Below are 16,361 nucleotides of genomic sequence, written 5' to 3' on the forward strand. Positions count from 1 at the left end.
TTAAGCAGCTAAAGAAACTATTCCCGTCTGAGCAGTTGATGACAAGACGGGGATAGTTTTTGTATTTAGGGCGCACAAAAAGGAAGGTTTTTAACCCAATTTTTCAACTATTATGTTACTCTATAAGTGAAGCTTACGGGAGCCTGGCTTTTTATCTTTCTTTGGAAGGTTCGATTGGGTCGAATAATGGATAAATGCTTAGCAATGTAGGTTTCTAATTGGAAGGAAGTAAGTTCTTCTCTAAGAAATTTTCGACAGGCATAAACAGAGTCTGAAAAACAAATTTTATAAGTCTGTTTTAACTTTGATGTTTTAATGGTAACGTGTGAGGTTAGCCATTTACAAACATTAAAATTGATAAAGCGAGCGTAGATTTCTTGGAGAATTCCTTCCTTCTTTTTCGCATGAAAATGAGTCAACCCAATACTGTATTTTAGGTCACGAAAACTGGTATCTATGCCCCATCTGTAGGCATAGAGATTTTTTAATTTTTCTGGTGAATAATCCGTATTTGTCACCAAAGTTTCAAAGAAACCTGGCTTGATTTCGAGGCGCACCATCCGAAAATGAAGGTCATAAAAACTGATTGGATCACTTTTTCGACTAGAGTTTGGTAAAAAGTCAAAGGAAGCATTATGAGGTAAAAAATGATACTGATTAGGGAAGTCTCGATACAGTTCTTTCATGTCATTGGTTTGTTTGCGACAGATGTTTAGGTCAAATGCCTCATCAAAACAAGGAGTATCAGGGAGACGAAAACTCTTTTTCATCGAATTATTTCCCTCGCGAATACGAATAATATACGACCAATTTTTCTCCTGGCAATGCGCCATGACATCGTAGGATTCATACCCCCTATCCATTATCACCAGAGCTTGTTCAAAAGGGACAACTCTCCATCATGTCGATGAAAGCCGCACGCTCATCAACCTCCCGATTATCCTGAATTCGTAGGTCATGATAAATCTCTTGTTCAAGATTGTAGAGAGCATTGATATGAATGAGATTGTAAGGAGTGTGGTGTGGTCCAGTTTGGAACGAGGTTGTTTTATCAGAACGATTTCTTGGTAGAACCACATCACTACCATCAACAGCTAGGATAGGGAGATCTTTAGAAGTTGGAATTTTAGAAGTAATATTGGCAAACAGGGTTTTAAAAGCTTGATGTTTGATCCGATATCGTCGTTGGACAAAGGCAGATTGAGTGACTGGCAAATCTAAATCAAGTAGCTCTTTGGCTAAGGCATTACCACCCATGGTCAGTATAGCTTGAATCATGGTTTTCATCGTTAGCTGACTTTTCCGACTAAAATCTTTTTCAGGATGAAGTACAAACTGGTCGGCAGAGGAAACGATGTCATTGATACTTTCAAATAAATGAGATTTAATCTGGTCTAGCATGATTTTTCCCCTTTTATTTTTAGTGTAACATAAAAAACTAACCTACCACAAAATGTGATAGATTAGTTAACTTAATGACATTGGGGGGTTCTCCGACTTTTTTGATGTCAGAGTGAGAAATTGTCAATATTTTACCAACAATAGTAAATTTTCTGATAATTATTGAAATTTCACTCAATTTTTGCTATACTGAAAGCAATTACAGTGTAAAGAGGAATTTATGACAACATTATTAGAAAAAACACGGAACATTACATCGATTTTGAAACGTTCCGAGGAGAAATTGGCAGAAGAATTGCCTTACAATGCGATAGCGGAGCACTTATCTGATATTATAGACTGCAATGCCTGTATTATCAATAGCGAGGGTGAAATTTTAGGTTATCACATGAACTATAAGACCAATAATGACAGGGTTGAAGAGTTCTATATCAATAAACAGTATCCCGAAGAGTACGTAAAAGCTGTCGCCCAGATCTATGATACTCAAGTCAATTTGCCAGTAGAAAGTGAATTGACGGCTATCCCTGTTGAGTCACGTTCGACGTATCCAAATGGTCTGACTACGATTGCCCCTATTCACGTGACAGGGATTCGTTTTGGCTCACTTATTATTTGGCGGAATGATCGTCAGTTTCTTGATGATGATTTGATCTTGGTTGAGATTGCTGCGACTGTGGTGGGAATTCAATTGTTGAACTTCCAAAGAGAAGAAGATGAAAAAAATATTCGTCGACGTGCTGCTGTGAATATGGCGGTTAATACACTTTCATATTCAGAGATGAAAGCTGTCGCGGCTATCTTGGGTGAGTTAAATGGCAATGAAGGTCAGTTGACGGCATCTGTTATTGCAGATCGTATCGGTATTACACGCTCTGTTATTGTGAATGCGCTACGTAAATTAGAGAGTGCAGGGATTATTGAAAGTCGTTCCTTAGGAATGAAAGGTACTTATTTGAAAGTACTGATTCCAGCAATTTTTGATGAAATAAAGAAACGTGATTACTAAGATGACAAAAGCACTGATTTCAATAGATTATACGATAGATTTTGTCGCAGATGAGGGAAAGTTAACTGCAGGTAAGCCTGCACAAGCCATCTCAGAACGGATTGCTCAGGTTACATCTGAAGCATTTGAAAATGGAGATTATATTTTCTTTGCGATTGATGGGCATGAAACAGGTGATGAGTTTCACCCTGAAAGTAAGCTCTTTCCGCCTCATAATATCATCGGTACGTCAGGTCGGGATTTATATGGTCCTTTAGCAGACTTTTATCTGGAAAATAAGGATCATGAGCGTGTCCGTTGGATGGACAAACGGCATTATTCGGCCTTTTCTGGAACAGATTTAGATATTCGTTTGCGGGAACGTGGTGTGGATACGGTTGTTTTAACAGGTGTATTGTCTGATATCTGTGTCCTCCATACGGCTATCGATGCCTATAATAAGGGGTATCGGATTGAAGTAGTTGCATCAGCAATTGCTGCATTGACGGAGGAGAGTCATCAGTTTGCACTGAATCACCTGCGTCATGTACTCGGTGCGACGGTTATTGAATAATGTTTAGCAACCAGTCTGTGGACTGGTTTTTTGCTGAATAATCTTACATACTCAGTTATCTCAACCTTTATGGTGGGTTAGAAATATGATATAATGAGAAGATAGATTTCCATTAGGAGGAAAGTTAGAATGAAGATTTCTGAAGCTGAAGTCCGTCATGTTGCCAAGCTGTCTAAGCTAGAGTTTTCGGATCAAGAAACTGCGGAATTCGCGACTACTTTGAGTAAAATTGTTGATATGGTTGAATTGCTCAATGAAGTAGATACAACAGGTGTTGCAGTAACAACAACTATGGCTGATCGTAAGAATGTGTTGCGAGCAGATGTTGCTCAACAGGGTGAGAGTCGTGAGGAACTCTTTAAAAATGTACCTGAATCTCAAGATCATTATATTAAGGTACCAGCAATTTTAGATGGGGGAGGAGATGCATAATGACTTTTAACAATAAAACCATTGATGAATTGCATGACCTCCTTGTCAAAAAGGAGATTTCTGCAACGGAGTTAACCAAGGCAACCTTGGAAGACATTAAAAGCCGTGAGGGGGCAGTGGATGCTTTCTTGACGATCACTGAGGAAAAGGCTTTAGCGCAAGCTGCCGCCTTAGACGAAAAGGGGATTGATGCGGACAATGTTATGGCTGGGATTCCTTTGGCAGTCAAGGATAATATCTCTACTAAGGGGATTTTAACCACGGCAGCTTCAAAAATGCTCTATAACTACGAGCCGATTTTCGATGCGACATCGGTTGCTCAGGCCTATGCCAAGGATATGATTGTTGTTGGTAAGACCAACATGGATGAGTTTGCCATGGGTGGTTCTAATGAGAACTCTGCCTTCAAGCCAACGAAAAATGCTTGGGACCAGACAAAAGTTCCTGGTGGTTCTTCAGGTGGTTCAGCCGCTGCAGTTGCTGCTGGTCAGGTCCGTTTGTCACTCGGTTCTGACACGGGTGGTTCCATTCGTCAACCAGCAGCCTTTAATGGGATTGTCGGTATGAAGCCAACTTATGGTACAGTATCACGTTTTGGTCTGATTGCCTTTGGTTCATCTCTTGACCAGATTGGTCCATTCTCACAGACGGTTAAGGAAAATGCCCAGTTGCTCAATGTCATCTCTGGTCATGATGTAAAGGATGCAACATCAACGATCAATGAAATTGCAGACGTCACTAGCAAGATTGGTCAAGACATTAAAGGCATGAAAATTGCTTTGCCGAAAGAATACATGGGCGAAGGGATTGATCCGCAGGTCAAGGAAACTATTCTCAAGGCGGCTAAGCACTTGGAAAGTTTGGGGGCGATTATCGAGGAAGTCAGCCTGCCACATTCTAAGTATGGGGTTGCTGTTTACTATATTATTGCATCATCAGAGGCCTCTTCTAACTTGCAACGTTTTGACGGTATCCGTTATGGTTTCCGTGCAGAAGATGCGACAAACTTGGATGAGATTTACGTGAAAACTCGTAGCCAAGGTTTTGGTGAGGAAGTCAAACGTCGTATTATGTTGGGAACCTTTAGCCTGTCATCTGGTTACTACGATGCCTACTTCAAGAAGGCTGGTCAGGTGCGGACCTTGATTATCCAAGATTTTGAGAAAGTCTTTGCGGACTATGACTTGATTTTGGGTCCGACAGCTCCGACAGTTGCCTTTGGTTTGGACACGCTTAACCATGACCCTGTGGCTATGTACTTGGCGGATCTCTTGACTATTCCTGTCAACTTGGCAGGTCTTCCAGGGATTTCGATTCCTGCTGGTTTTGTAGAAGGATTGCCAGTTGGTTTGCAGTTGATTGGTCCAAAATACTCAGAAGAAACTATTTACCAAGTGGCTGCTGCCTTTGAAGCGACAACAGACTATCACAAGCAACAACCAGTGATTTTTGGAGGTGCTAATTAATGAACTTTGAAACGATTATTGGTCTAGAAGTCCATGTGGAGTTGAATACCAACTCGAAAATTTTCTCACCTTCATCTGCTCATTTTGGTGAGGATCCAAATGCTAATACCAACGTGATTGACTGGTCTTTCCCAGGTGTCCTTCCTGTCCTTAACAAGGGCGTTGTGGATGCGGGGATCAAGGCTGCCTTGGCTTTGAACATGGACATTCACAAGGAAATGCACTTTGACCGTAAGAACTATTTCTATCCTGATAACCCTAAGGCCTATCAGATTTCCCAGTTTGACGAGCCAATCGGCTACAATGGTTGGATTGAGATTGAGCTAGAAGACGGATCAACCAAGAAAATTCGTATCGAGCGTGCGCATTTAGAAGAAGATGCAGGTAAAAATACCCACGGTACAGACGGCTATTCTTATGTAGACCTCAACCGTCAAGGAGTGCCACTGATTGAGATTGTATCAGAAGCAGATATGCGTTCGCCCGAAGAGGCATACGCATACTTGACAGCCCTCAAGGAAATTATCCAGTACACTGGTATTTCAGATGTGAAGATGGAAGAGGGTTCTATGCGCGTGGATGCCAACATCTCTCTTCGTCCCTATGGTCAAGAAAAATTTGGTACCAAGACTGAGTTGAAAAACCTCAACTCCTTCAACTACGTGCGCAAGGGCTTGCAGCACGAAGTAGAACGTCAGGCCAAAATCTTGCGTTCTGGTGGTCAAATCCAGCAGGAAACTCGCCGTTACGATGAATCTACTGGTGAAACCATTCTCATGCGTGTCAAAGAGGGTTCAGCTGACTACCGTTACTTCCCTGAGCCAGACCTGCCACTCTATGAGATTGATGATAGCTGGATTGAGGAAGTTCGTGCAGAATTGCCAGTCTTTCCAAAGGCTCGCCGTGCTCACTATGTGGAGAACTTGGGCTTGACAGCGTACGATGCAGGTCAGTTGACGTCTACCAAGGCTCTGTCTGACTTCTTTGAAGCAGCAGTGGCAGCAGGTGGAGATGCCAAACAGGTTTCCAACTGGTTACAGGGTGAGGTGGCTCAATTCCTCAATGCTGAAGGTAAGACTATTGAGCAAATCGCTTTGACACCAGAAAACTTGGTTGAGATGATTGCCTTGATTGCGGATGGCACTATTTCATCTAAGATTGCCAAGAAAGTCTTTGTTCACTTGGCGAAAGAAGGTGGCTCTGCTAAGGCTTACGTTGAGAAAGCTGGCTTGGTACAGATTTCAGACCCAGCGGTCCTCATTCCGATTATCCACCAAGTCTTTGCGGATAACGAAGCAGCCGTAGCTGACTTCAAGTCTGGCAAACGTAATGCTGATAAGGCCTTCACAGGCTTCTTGATGAAGGCAACCAAGGGACAAGCCAATCCCCAAGTTGCTCAACAACTCTTGGCTCAGGAATTGGCTAAGTTGTTGGATTAAAATGAATAGAAGAAAACCCGAGAATTCGTTTGAACTCTCGGGTTTTCTTATGCACTTTTAGTAAGAACTCTCCCGTATAACCAACTGGGTACCTAGTTTAATCTTACGGGGATGGTGGGGTTGCGGGCTTGCAATGACACGGTCTAGCAGTTGCATGGCTTCCTGGCCCATTTCTTCGGTAAAGACGCTTATAGAAGACAGGGCTGGATAGACCTGGCGCGTGATGGCGGTGTCGTTAAAGGTGATGAGTTGAACTCTTTCTGGCACTGCGATTTGACGCTCTTGAAGTGCTCGAAGGGCGCCGACAGCCAGGGTATCGTTTGCCATGAAGAAAGCTGGCGGTAGTTGGTCGCCTAAGTCCTCAATTGCCTGGCTCATCAGCTCGTAGCCCGACTGGGTGGAGAATTTTCCTTGGTAGATGTAGTCTTCTCGAAGTATGCCTAAGGTGTCTAGATAGGATCGAAAGGCGATCAGGCGTGGGTCTGTTGGCAGTTGGTGACCATCTGTGGTTTCTTCCTGTCCGACCAATAGGCCAATGTCTGTCAAACCTTGTGAACAGAAGTGGTCAATAACTGTCTGAACAGAGTGTTGAAAGTCAGTCGTGACGCAGGAGAATCCCTCGGTTAGTGTGTCAGAGTCCACAAAAATCAGCTTTGGAGATAGGCTGGCCAGCTCTGCTATTTGCCCAGAAGAAAATTTACCAACTGCGATGATGCCGTCAACTTCTTGAAGGAGGGGATTGGTCAAGTTGTTGAAGGAGCGAACGATTTGATAGCCGAGAAGACTGGCTGTTTGCTCGATGCTGGCGCGAATCGAATAGTAGTAGAGGTCAGCTAGTTCCTCACTTTCAGTGTACCACTGGACAATTCCGATGGTGCCTTTTTGTTGAGGAGACTGTTTTTTAAGGTGTTTTGTATAGCCTAATTCTTGTGCTATGTTCAAGATTTTTTGCCGTGTTTCTTGGCTAACGGATAGACTAGCATCGCCATTTAAAACTCTTGAAATGGTTGCGGGGGATAGGTCAGCTTGTTTTGCGATATCTTTAATGGTAACCATATTATTTCTCCTGTCTGTTTGTATCTAGTATAGCACAAAAAATAAGATTAGTAAATTTTTAGTAAATATATTGACTTTTTATTTAGAGAGTTGTACAATAAAAGAAAACGATTACAGAAAATGGGAGGTTCTCATGAATTCAGAACAACTTAACCAAGCCTTTCTCGATGTTTTTGGACAAGAGGCTGATGCAACTTTTTTCTCACCAGGGCGCATTAATTTGATTGGTGAGCACACGGATTACAATGGTGGTCATGTTTTTCCTGCGGCCATTACCTTGGGAACATATGGGGCTGCTCGCAAACGTGAAGATCAACTTTTGCGTTTCTATTCTGCTAACTTCGAGGAAGTAGGTATTATTGAGGTAGATTTGAATCATCTGGTCTTTGATAAGGCGGATAACTGGACCAATTATGCCAAAGGTGTTCTTAAGTTCTTGCAAGAAGCAGGGCACAGCATTGACACAGGTATGGAAGTCTTTGTCTATGGTAACATTCCAAATGGTTCAGGCTTGTCATCATCAGCTTCTCTAGAACTCTTGATTGGAATTATCGCAGAAGAATTGTATGGTCTAGAATTGACTCGCCTTGATTTGGTGAAAATTGGGAAACAAACGGAAAATCACTTTATCGGTGTCAATTCTGGTATCATGGACCAGTTTGCTATCGGTATGGGAGCAGATAATCGGGCGATTTACCTTGATACCAATACCTTGGAATATGACTTGGTACCGCTGGATTTAGGGGACCATGTTATTGTGATCATGAACACCAATAAACGTCGTGAATTGGCAGATTCTAAGTACAATGAGCGTCGTGCGGAATGTGAAAAAGCGGTGGAAGAATTGAATGCAGTCTTGAATATTCAAACTCTGGGAGAATTGGATGAGTGGACTTTTGATCAATATAGCTACTTGATTAAGGATGAAAACCGCATCAAGCGTGCCCGCCATGCTGTTCTTGAAAACCAACGGACCTTGCAGGCTCGTAAGGCCTTGGAAGAAGGAGATTTGGCAACCTTTGGTCGTTTGGTCAATGCTTCTCATGTTTCTTTGGAGCATGATTATGAAGTGACAGGTTTGGAATTGGATACCTTGGCTCACACAGCTTGGGAGCAAGAAGGTGTTCTTGGCGCTCGGATGACAGGAGCTGGTTTCGGTGGCTGTGGTATTGCCATTGTCCATAAGGACAAGGTTGCTGCCTTTACTGAAAATGTTGGTAAGACCTATACAGAGGTTGTTGGCTATGAACCAAGCTTCTATGTAGCGGAGATTGCTGGAGGCTCTCGCGTTTTATCTCGAAAATAGATTGGAGAAATGATGGCTGGATTGGTGGATCGTTTTGTTGAGCAGGTCATTGCCAACAGTGATTTTGAAGAAATGGATGCTCTTTACCTGCGCAATCGGGTCTTGGCTTTGGTGGGAGACCAGGTTCTGACTGTTCAAACAGATTTAGAGGACTTGATTGAATTAAAAGATGAATTATTGGCTCATGGAGTTCGAACTGGTTTTGTGGGTGAATTGCTGGAAGAGCAGGACATGGTTGGGGCTTGTTTGATGGATTTGATAACACCAATTCCAAGTCAGGTCAATCGTAATTTTTGGCAGACCTATCAGCACAGTCCAGAGCAAGCGATTGGTGACTTTTATGAATTGAGCAAACGTAATGACTATATCAAGATGGCTGCGATTGCGAAAAATATCTATTATCAAGTTTCAACTGAGTATGGGGATTTGGAAATCACAATCAATCTGTCTAAACCTGAGAAGGATCCAAAGTCTATTGCAGCTGCTACGAAAGCTGAAGCAAGCAATTATCCCAAATGCCTACTCTGTATGGAAAATGAGGGCTATCAGGGACGGATTAATCATCCTGCACGCGCCAACCACCGCATTATTCGCTTGGAGCTTGGACAGGAAAAGTGGGGCTTCCAGTATTCGCCCTATGCTTACTATAATGAACATGCTATTTTCCTAAATCAGGAGCATGTGCCGATGGTCATTAGTCCGCAAACATTTGAACAGCTGTTGGACTTGCTTGACATCTTTCCAAATTATTTTGTCGGTTCCAACTCTGATCTACCAATCTCGGGTGGCTCAATCTTGACACACAATCACTATCAAGGTGGGCGGCACAGTTTTGCCATGGAAAGGGCGCCGATAGAACGCCAGCTGGTCTTTGACGGCTTTGAGTCTGTCTCGGCAGGCATTGTCAAGTGGCCCATGTCAGTTATCAGATTGAACTCCGATGACAAGCCAGCGCTTTTGAGCCTAGCGGCTAAGATTTTAGAAAAATGGCGGAGCTACTCAGATGATAGCGTTCAGATTAAGGCTGAGACGGATGGAACACCCCATCATACCATCACCCCAATTGCTCGGAAACGAGGCGATTTGTACGAACTGGATTTGGTTCTCCGCGATAATCAAACTTCAGAAGAGTTTCCAGATGGCATCTATCATCCACATCCAGATGTGCAACATATCAAGAAAGAAAATATCGGCTTGATTGAGGTCATGGGCTTAGCGATTTTACCCCCACGCTTGAAGGCAGAATTGGCTGAAGTAGAAAAATTCTTACTGGGTGAAGATAGTCAGGTGGCTGACTATCATCAGCCTTGGGCTGAAAGCCTGAAAACAGCTCACCCATATGTGACAGAGGAAACTGTCGAACAAGTTGTACGTGAGTCAGTGGGACAAATTTTTGCGCGTGTATTGGAAGATGCAGGGGTCTACAAACGTACTCCAGAAGGACAGGCAGCCTTTCTACGATTCGTAGAATTTGTAGGTTTAGCAACATAATTGCAAGAAAGAGTGGGAGTGGGACAGAACTCGACCGATTTAAAGAGTTCGTTTTCCCACCCCCGCACAGAGGTTGGACCTGTCTTTTTGCCTCCCTTCCTGCTCTTTTGGTATAATGGAAGTATTCACAGTGTGAGAAGGAGATATGATGGCGGAAAAGAGATTGGGGACACTGATTACATTAATAGCAGGTATAGCCTGGGGCTTGTCTGGAGTGAGTGGACAGTACTTGATGTCTCGTGGTGTTTCAGTGGATATGATTACCTCCTTGCGTTTGTTAGTATCGGGATTCTTTCTCGTTGGCCTGGCTTATGCTACAGCGAAAGAACAGCTGTTGGCAGTTTTGAAAGATAAAAATGCTTTGCTAGGAATTTTTATCTTTGCCCTGCTTGGCTTAGTACTTAATCAGACAGCCTATTTACAAGCCATCTATCATACCAATGCGGGAACGGCTACGGTTTTACAATACCTTTGCCCTATCTTAGTCTTAGCTTATACCTGTTTGAAAAATAGGGAAAAACCATCAGGGATTGAGTTGATTTCAATTATCTTAGCTGTAGCAGGAACATTTTTGATTGCGACTCATGGCAAATTAGATGAATTGTCAGTGGCTCCAATCGGTTTGTTCTGGGGAATCTTCTCAGCCTTTACTTATGCGCTATATATTATTTTGCCAGGTAAATTGATTCGTCAATACGGCAGTATAACGGTTATTGGCCTAGGGTTGTTGATGGGTGGTATAGTAGTAACACTTGGAGTACAAACGTGGAAACAGAGTCTACCTTTGGATATTGGAACTGCATTTGGTTTGCTAGGGATTGTTGGTGTGGGAACTATTTTCGCCTATACAGCCTTTTTGAAGGGAGTCAGTTTAGTTGGTCCTGTAAATGGGAGTCTATTGGCTTCGATTGAGCCGATTGCATCAGTCTTTTTTGCGGTATGGTTGGTCAATGAACAATTTTATACTATTGACTTTGTTGGGATGTTGTTGATTTTACTTGCAGTTTTTTTGATTTCCTTGAAAGATTTAATGATTAGTATAGTAAAATGAAACAAAAATAGTACATTTATGGTATAATGTACTTATGGCATATTCATTAGATTTTCGTAAAAAAGTTCTCGCATACTGTGAGAAAACCGGCAGTATTACTGAAGCATCTGTTGTTTTCGATATTTCCCGCAACACCATCTATCAATGGCTAAAATTAATGGAGAGTACAGGCGAGCTTCATCACCAAGTTAAGGGAACCAAACCAAGAAAAGTTGATAGAGAAAAATTAAAGAACTATCTTGAAGCTCATCCAGATGCTTTTTTGACTGAAATAGCTTCTGAATTTGGCTGTCATCCAACAGCTATTCATTACGCTCTCAAAGCTATGGGGTATACTCGAAAAAAAAGAGCTGTACCTACTATGAACAAGACCCTGAGAAAGTAAATCAGTTCCTTAAAGAATTTAATAACTTAAGTCACTTGACACCTGTTTATATTGACGAGACAGGGTTTGAGACATATTTTCATCGAGAATATGGTCGATCTTTGAAAGGTCAGTTGATCACTGGTCAGGTCTCTGGAAGAAGATTCCAGCGGCTATCTTTAGTCGCAGGTCTTATAAACGGTGAGATTATAGCCCCAATGACCTACAAAGAAACCATGACTAGTGACTTTTTCGAAGCTTGGTTTAAAACATTCTTACTACCCACTTTAGATAGACCATCTGTTATCATTATGGACAATGCAAGGTTTCATCGGATGAGTAAGCTAAAAGAGTTATGCAAGGAGCAGGGTCATAGACTTTTACCACTTCCTCCTTACTCACCTGAGTATAATCCCATTGAGAAAACATGGGCTCAAATTAAAAAACACCTCAGAAAAGTATTGCCAAATTGCGATACTTTTCTTGAGGCACTTTTGTCCTGTTCTTGTTTCAATTAACTATAGAAAGAGTATTGGTTAATATACTCTTTTTTGTTATACTAAAGGAAAAAGACTTGAAAGGAATAGAGATGATTAAAGAATTTTGTTCCGAAAATCATGTAGCTGTGGTGAAAGCTCTTTCTCTGGGTGCTCAAAGAGTTGAACTGTGTGATAATTTAGCGGTTGGAGGAACGACCCCTAGTTATGCAGTGATCAAACATGTTTGTCAACTAGCTCATGAACAGAACGCCACAGTCATGACCATGATTCGTCCACGTGGTGGGAATTTTTGTTATGACCAAACTGAAATTGAGATGATGGTTGAGGATTGCAGAATCGCCATAGAGCTGGGGTCAGATGGTTTGGTATATGGTGTTTTAACAGAGGAAAATTGGTTGGATGAGGTAGCTTTAGAACAATTGCTGGCTGTTTCAACAGGTCACCAAGTTGTCTTTCATATGGCATTTGATCAGATTCCTCGTAGTCGTCAATTTGAAGCAATTGATTGGTTGGCAAGTCACGGAGTAACACGGATTTTGACGCGTGGAAGTCTGACAGGTTCAGCATTGCAGAATATTGATTGGTTAAGAGACATTCAAGCCTATGCGGATGGAAAAATTGAAGTTCTTGTTGGCGGTGGATTAACCATAGAAAATGTTCCAACTTTATTAGAAGCATTACCAATCAATCAAATACATGGAACGAGATTATTTTGGTAAGGTGCATTGAACCTAATAAAAATTACAGGATAATAAACGTGCGTCTTTTAGAAGTATTTTTAAGTTAAGGTTTGTTTAAGCATTGGAAGATACAATATATTTATTCTTTTTCATATAATCTCCACGAAAGCAGTCGACACAGTCGGCTGTTTTCATTTTTGGTTGTTAAAGTTCTTTACACAGCCTAGAAACTGCTACGGGAGAGCTTCGATAACTTTTTTACGAGATTCAAGTTAACATATCTGATATCGATAGCGCTTGACAATAGTTTTTTATGTGAAATAAGCAGGTAGATTTCCGAGTTGAAAATGTTTACAAAAAAAAGCAAACTTGCTAGAATAGCAATATAAAGTAGCAGGAGGATATCATGGGAACAGCTAGACTTCATGAAATATTGGACAAGATAGTATTGCCAGAAGGGTATTATGAAAAACTTTTAGAATATGCCAAAGAGGGAAAATCCGGTTTCGATGCTGAATTGGAAAGACTTGGTGAACAAGGATTACTGCTTAATATTTATCAAGGAAATGAAGAAGATCGAAATATTATCTTGCCAAATATTGAAAATGTAGACAAGGAAATTAGAGAAGAATTGGCTCAATATGCTGCGTCTCTCTTGAATCCCCTACGTAAAGAATTAGGAACTGTGGCTGTTGAAGTGAGTGATTTAGCATTGGATTATGCCGTTCGCTTAGCTCAATCATTGAATAGTACCCTGCGCTATCATAATTATGACAGTCTAATTGCGATTGCAAAAACGACAGGTGTGGAGCCGAGAGGGAAAGATTGTCAGTCATTTTCGGAATACCGAGAACAATACAGTCTCTATGATGCTAAAAAATTAATCTATCGTGCTCTGATATGGCGATTGTTTGATGATAGTCATGCGGATTACGGACATGCATTGACCATTTTAGGGTTAGATGAGGATGAGTCAGGGATAGAGCAGATTGGTTTTGCTTTTTCAAAATTTACTCTTGACATTGACTGGTTACTGACCCATATGATTTTTATTCCGAAGGATTGGATTTTGGAAAAAGGTCAGATTTAATTGAGATACCAAGATGATTCCATTCAGAGAGCACTCGGTCTATCCGAGTGTTTTCTATTATCGGTTCGCATTTTTCTTAAAAAAATGGTATAATTATCTGATAAAAACCTTTGGAGACGATAGTGAGTTTAGAGAATTATATGCCAGATTTTGCCTTGGAAAAGGCTTATGATGTGACAGTTGATAGCTTGAAAAAACATGGGATTAAGGTTGTGTTTGTTGACTTGGATAATACTTTAATTGCCTGGAATAATCCTGATGGAACGCCAGAAATGCGTCAATGGTTACATGACTTACGTGATGCGGGAATTCCTGTAGTAGTTGTTTCCAACAATAAATATGAGCGTGTCAAACGGGCAGTTGAAAAATTTGGGATTGAATTTGAAGCCTTCGCTCTCAAACCGTTCACCTTTGGGATTAACCGTGCACTGAAACGCTTTAATGTCCAGCCACATGAAGTGGTCATGATTGGCGATCAGTTGATGACAGACATTCGTGCGGCTAAGCGAGCTGGACTTAAGTCGGTCTTAGTCAAGCCCTTGATTCGGACAGATTCTATTAATACACAGATTAACCGTTGGCGCGAAAGACGGACAATGAAAAAAATCATCGCTACTTACGGAGCGATAGACTATAAGAGGGAGATGTAAGTGGAAGAATTATTTTGTATTGGTTGTGGTGCTCAAATTCAGACGACAGATAAAGATGTTGCAGGATTTACTCCTCAATCAGCCTTAGAAAAAGGTTTAGAAACTGGTCAATTATACTGCCAACGTTGTTTCCGTTTGCGTCATTACAATGAAATCTCTGATGTCAATATTTCCGATGATGATTTCTTGAAACTTCTCCATAGTGTGGGAGAAAGTGATGCCTTGGTGGTCAATGTCATTGATATTTTTGATTTTAATGGTTCAATCATTCCTGGTTTGCCTCGCTTTATTTCAGGAAATGATGTGCTTTTGGTCGGCAACAAGCAGGATATTTTACCCAAGTCTGTAAAGACAGGCAAGGTCACCCAGTGGTTGACCGAACGGGCGCATGAAATCGGCATGCGACCAGTCGATGTGGTTCTGACTTCTGCCCAAAACAAGCAGGCTATCAAGGATTTGATTGAAAAGATAGAACAATACCGCAAAGGTCGGGATGTCTATGTAGTCGGAGTGACCAACGTCGGCAAATCAACCTTGATCAATGCTATTATCCAAGAAATCACAGGGGATAAGGATGTTATCACAACTTCACGATTCCCAGGGACAACTTTAGATAAGATTGAGATTCCTCTGGATGATGGTTCTTTCATTTACGATACGCCAGGGATTATTCACCGTCATCAGATGGCACATTACCTGACGGCTAAAAATCTCAAATATATCAGCCCTCGGAAGGAAATCAAGCCAAAGACCTACCAGCTCAATCCAGAACAAACCTTGTTCTTGGCAGGTCTTGGACGATTTGACTTTGTATCTGGCGAACGCCAAGGTTTCACAGCGTTTTTTGACAATGAACTTCAACTCCATCGGACCAAGTTACAAGGTGCTAGTGATTTTTACCAGAAACATGCGGGGACTTTGTTAGTTCCGCCAACCAGTAAGGAACTAAAAGAGTTTCCAGAGTTGGTCCGCCATGAATTTACCATTAATGAAAAGATGGATGTGGTTTTTTCAGGTCTTGGTTGGATTCGTGTCAATGAAAAAGCCAAGATTGCCGCTTGGGCTCCTAAGGGTGTTGATGTTGTCATCCGCAAGGCCATTATTTAATGAGCGCTTAAGAGGGATTCTCTTATGAAAAAAGTAGTTGGTATGCTGGCCGTTGTCGGTTTGTGCGTACTGGCCTATTGGTTTTGGCCAGGGGAAGAACCAATTCTTCCCAAACCCAGTGAGGTCCGGGACATTCGTTTGGTCCAAGGTCAAGAAGTAGTCCAAATCGACCAGTCTGAAGAGATAGCAGTCTTTTTGGCAGAACTAGGAAATGCAAAAAAGACCCATCAAGATAGTGTTCACGATGCACCGTTGGTTTCACCCCATGTGCGGATTGCTTTTGTCATGGCAGAAGGTGAAACCACAGCATTTGCCTATGAAGGAATACTTAACAGCTATCTGGAGTTTCCCTACATTGGTATCTACAAGCTGAAAGAGTCTCCTCAAGTGATTCAGAAAATGCTAGCAGACTAGGTCTGCTTAGTTTAGTAAAGAAAAGAGAAATTATGTCATTAACTTCAAAACAACGTGCCTTTTTGAACAGTCAGGCACACAGTCTCAAACCAATTATTCAGATTGGGAAAAATGGTCTCAATGACCAGATTAAAACCAGTGTTCGTCAAGCGCTTGATGCACGTGAGTTGATAAAGGTTACCTTATTACAAAATACAGACGAAAATATTCACGAGGTCGCAGAGATACTGGAAGATGAAATTGGGGTCGATACAGTTCAAAAAATTGGTCGTATCTTGATTTTATTTAAACAATCTAGCAAGAAAGAGAACAGAAAAATTTCTAAAAAGGTTAAAGAAATCTAAGAAGGAGA

Annotated in this window: 16 protein-coding genes and 1 pseudogene; 15 read left to right on the forward strand and 2 right to left on the reverse strand. The window is 41.6% G+C overall.

What is annotated here, in order from left to right; translation table 11 throughout:
• Positions 1–110: 110 nt before the first annotated feature.
• Positions 111–1,401: pseudogene (locus L6410_RS01515) on the reverse strand (IS4 family transposase).
• Between the two features lie 220 nt (positions 1,402–1,621).
• Here L6410_RS01515 and codY point away from each other — a divergent pair.
• The 5 genes from codY (at position 1,622) to gatB (ending at position 6,300) form a co-directional block, all read left to right on the forward strand.
• On the forward strand, positions 1,622–2,410 hold the full coding sequence (gene codY, locus L6410_RS01520; protein WP_024397619.1) for a GTP-sensing pleiotropic transcriptional regulator CodY: 789 nt from the start codon (positions 1,622–1,624) through the stop codon (positions 2,408–2,410).
• Position 2,411: 1 nt separating this feature from the next.
• Entirely contained in the window at positions 2,412–2,963 is a 552-nt protein-coding gene (locus tag L6410_RS01525) for a cysteine hydrolase family protein (RefSeq protein WP_024391782.1), read from the forward strand.
• 129 nt (positions 2,964–3,092) lie between these two features.
• Positions 3,093–3,395, forward strand: a complete 303-nt coding sequence (gene gatC / locus L6410_RS01530) for an Asp-tRNA(Asn)/Glu-tRNA(Gln) amidotransferase subunit GatC (RefSeq protein ID WP_024391783.1) — start codon at positions 3,093–3,095, stop codon at positions 3,393–3,395.
• Positions 3,395–4,861: an Asp-tRNA(Asn)/Glu-tRNA(Gln) amidotransferase subunit GatA gene (gene gatA, locus L6410_RS01535; protein WP_237395670.1), complete on the forward strand. Its 1,467-nt coding sequence runs from the start codon at positions 3,395–3,397 to the stop codon at positions 4,859–4,861. The genes gatC and gatA overlap by 1 nt, the downstream gene beginning before the upstream one ends.
• On the forward strand, positions 4,861–6,300 hold the full coding sequence (gatB, locus tag L6410_RS01540; protein WP_237395671.1) for an Asp-tRNA(Asn)/Glu-tRNA(Gln) amidotransferase subunit GatB: 1,440 nt from the start codon (positions 4,861–4,863) through the stop codon (positions 6,298–6,300). Before gatA ends, gatB begins: the two co-directional genes overlap by 1 nt.
• A 57-nt stretch (positions 6,301–6,357) precedes the next feature.
• On the opposite strand, the gene L6410_RS01545 is transcribed toward gatB, so the two are convergent.
• On the reverse strand, positions 6,358–7,356 hold the full coding sequence (locus L6410_RS01545; protein ID WP_237395672.1) for a LacI family DNA-binding transcriptional regulator: 999 nt from the start codon (positions 7,354–7,356) through the stop codon (positions 6,358–6,360).
• Between the two features lie 133 nt (positions 7,357–7,489).
• Here L6410_RS01545 and L6410_RS01550 point away from each other — a divergent pair, with 133 nt between their 5' ends.
• The 10 genes from L6410_RS01550 (at position 7,490) to yhbY (ending at position 16,353) form a co-directional block, all read left to right on the forward strand.
• Positions 7,490–8,662, forward strand: coding sequence for a galactokinase (locus L6410_RS01550; protein ID WP_172006320.1), 1,173 nt, complete (start codon positions 7,490–7,492; stop codon positions 8,660–8,662).
• A 9-nt stretch (positions 8,663–8,671) separates the two neighbouring features.
• Positions 8,672–10,153 carry a UDP-glucose--hexose-1-phosphate uridylyltransferase gene (galT, locus tag L6410_RS01555; RefSeq protein WP_237395673.1) on the forward strand — a complete coding sequence of 494 codons (1,482 nt, stop codon included), beginning with the start codon at positions 8,672–8,674 and terminating at the stop codon, positions 10,151–10,153.
• A gap of 148 nt (positions 10,154–10,301) precedes the next feature.
• Positions 10,302–11,204: a DMT family transporter gene (locus tag L6410_RS01560; protein ID WP_237396601.1), complete on the forward strand. Its 903-nt coding sequence runs from the start codon at positions 10,302–10,304 to the stop codon at positions 11,202–11,204.
• 34 nt (positions 11,205–11,238) lie between these two features.
• A protein-coding gene (locus L6410_RS01565) for an IS630 family transposase (RefSeq protein ID WP_172016537.1) occupies positions 11,239–12,086 on the forward strand; the annotation gives its coding sequence in 2 pieces (ribosomal slippage) (positions 11,239–11,542 and positions 11,542–12,086; 849 coding nt in all).
• Positions 12,087–12,157: 71 nt separating this feature from the next.
• The gene (locus L6410_RS01570; RefSeq protein WP_024397612.1) at positions 12,158–12,787 is read left to right on the forward strand and encodes a copper homeostasis protein CutC; all 630 of its coding nucleotides are present in this window, start codon (positions 12,158–12,160) and stop codon (positions 12,785–12,787) included.
• A gap of 367 nt (positions 12,788–13,154) precedes the next feature.
• Positions 13,155–13,838, forward strand: a complete 684-nt coding sequence (locus L6410_RS01575; RefSeq protein ID WP_172089983.1) for an SEC10/PgrA surface exclusion domain-containing protein — start codon at positions 13,155–13,157, stop codon at positions 13,836–13,838.
• A 122-nt stretch (positions 13,839–13,960) separates the two neighbouring features.
• Positions 13,961–14,488 carry a YqeG family HAD IIIA-type phosphatase gene (locus tag L6410_RS01580; RefSeq protein ID WP_024391791.1) on the forward strand — a complete coding sequence of 176 codons (528 nt, stop codon included), beginning with the start codon at positions 13,961–13,963 and terminating at the stop codon, positions 14,486–14,488.
• Complete coding sequence (yqeH, locus tag L6410_RS01585) at positions 14,489–15,595, forward strand: ribosome biogenesis GTPase YqeH (RefSeq protein ID WP_024397609.1); 1,107 nt, start codon at positions 14,489–14,491, stop codon at positions 15,593–15,595.
• A gap of 24 nt (positions 15,596–15,619) precedes the next feature.
• Entirely contained in the window at positions 15,620–16,009 is a 390-nt protein-coding gene (locus L6410_RS01590; protein WP_237395674.1) for a DUF5301 domain-containing protein, read from the forward strand.
• Positions 16,010–16,041: 32 nt separating this feature from the next.
• Positions 16,042–16,353 (forward strand): ribosome assembly RNA-binding protein YhbY, encoded by a 312-nt coding sequence (gene yhbY / locus L6410_RS01595; RefSeq protein WP_024404207.1) that lies wholly within the window; start codon positions 16,042–16,044, stop codon positions 16,351–16,353.
• Positions 16,354–16,361: the final 8 nt, after the last annotated feature.

This window comes from Streptococcus parasuis (genome assembly GCF_021654455.1).
GTDB lineage: Bacteria > Bacillota > Bacilli > Lactobacillales > Streptococcaceae > Streptococcus > Streptococcus parasuis.

Excerpts from the sequence above, each read along its gene's own strand:
- codY (WP_024397619.1), top strand. The coding sequence starts at position 1,622 with ATGACAACATTATTAGAAAAAACACGGAACATTACATCGATTTTGAAA.
- L6410_RS01525 (WP_024391782.1), top strand. The coding sequence starts at position 2,412 with ATGACAAAAGCACTGATTTCAATAGATTATACGATAGATTTTGTCGCA.
- gatC (WP_024391783.1), top strand. The coding sequence starts at position 3,093 with ATGAAGATTTCTGAAGCTGAAGTCCGTCATGTTGCCAAGCTGTCTAAG.
- gatA (WP_237395670.1), top strand. The coding sequence starts at position 3,395 with ATGACTTTTAACAATAAAACCATTGATGAATTGCATGACCTCCTTGTC.
- gatB (WP_237395671.1), top strand. The coding sequence starts at position 4,861 with ATGAACTTTGAAACGATTATTGGTCTAGAAGTCCATGTGGAGTTGAAT.
- L6410_RS01545 (WP_237395672.1), bottom strand. The coding sequence starts at position 7,356 with ATGGTTACCATTAAAGATATCGCAAAACAAGCTGACCTATCCCCCGCA.
- L6410_RS01550 (WP_172006320.1), top strand. The coding sequence starts at position 7,490 with ATGAATTCAGAACAACTTAACCAAGCCTTTCTCGATGTTTTTGGACAA.
- galT (WP_237395673.1), top strand. The coding sequence starts at position 8,672 with ATGATGGCTGGATTGGTGGATCGTTTTGTTGAGCAGGTCATTGCCAAC.
- L6410_RS01560 (WP_237396601.1), top strand. The coding sequence starts at position 10,302 with ATGGCGGAAAAGAGATTGGGGACACTGATTACATTAATAGCAGGTATA.
- L6410_RS01570 (WP_024397612.1), top strand. The coding sequence starts at position 12,158 with ATGATTAAAGAATTTTGTTCCGAAAATCATGTAGCTGTGGTGAAAGCT.
- L6410_RS01575 (WP_172089983.1), top strand. The coding sequence starts at position 13,155 with ATGGGAACAGCTAGACTTCATGAAATATTGGACAAGATAGTATTGCCA.
- L6410_RS01590 (WP_237395674.1), top strand. The coding sequence starts at position 15,620 with ATGAAAAAAGTAGTTGGTATGCTGGCCGTTGTCGGTTTGTGCGTACTG.
- yhbY (WP_024404207.1), top strand. The coding sequence starts at position 16,042 with ATGTCATTAACTTCAAAACAACGTGCCTTTTTGAACAGTCAGGCACAC.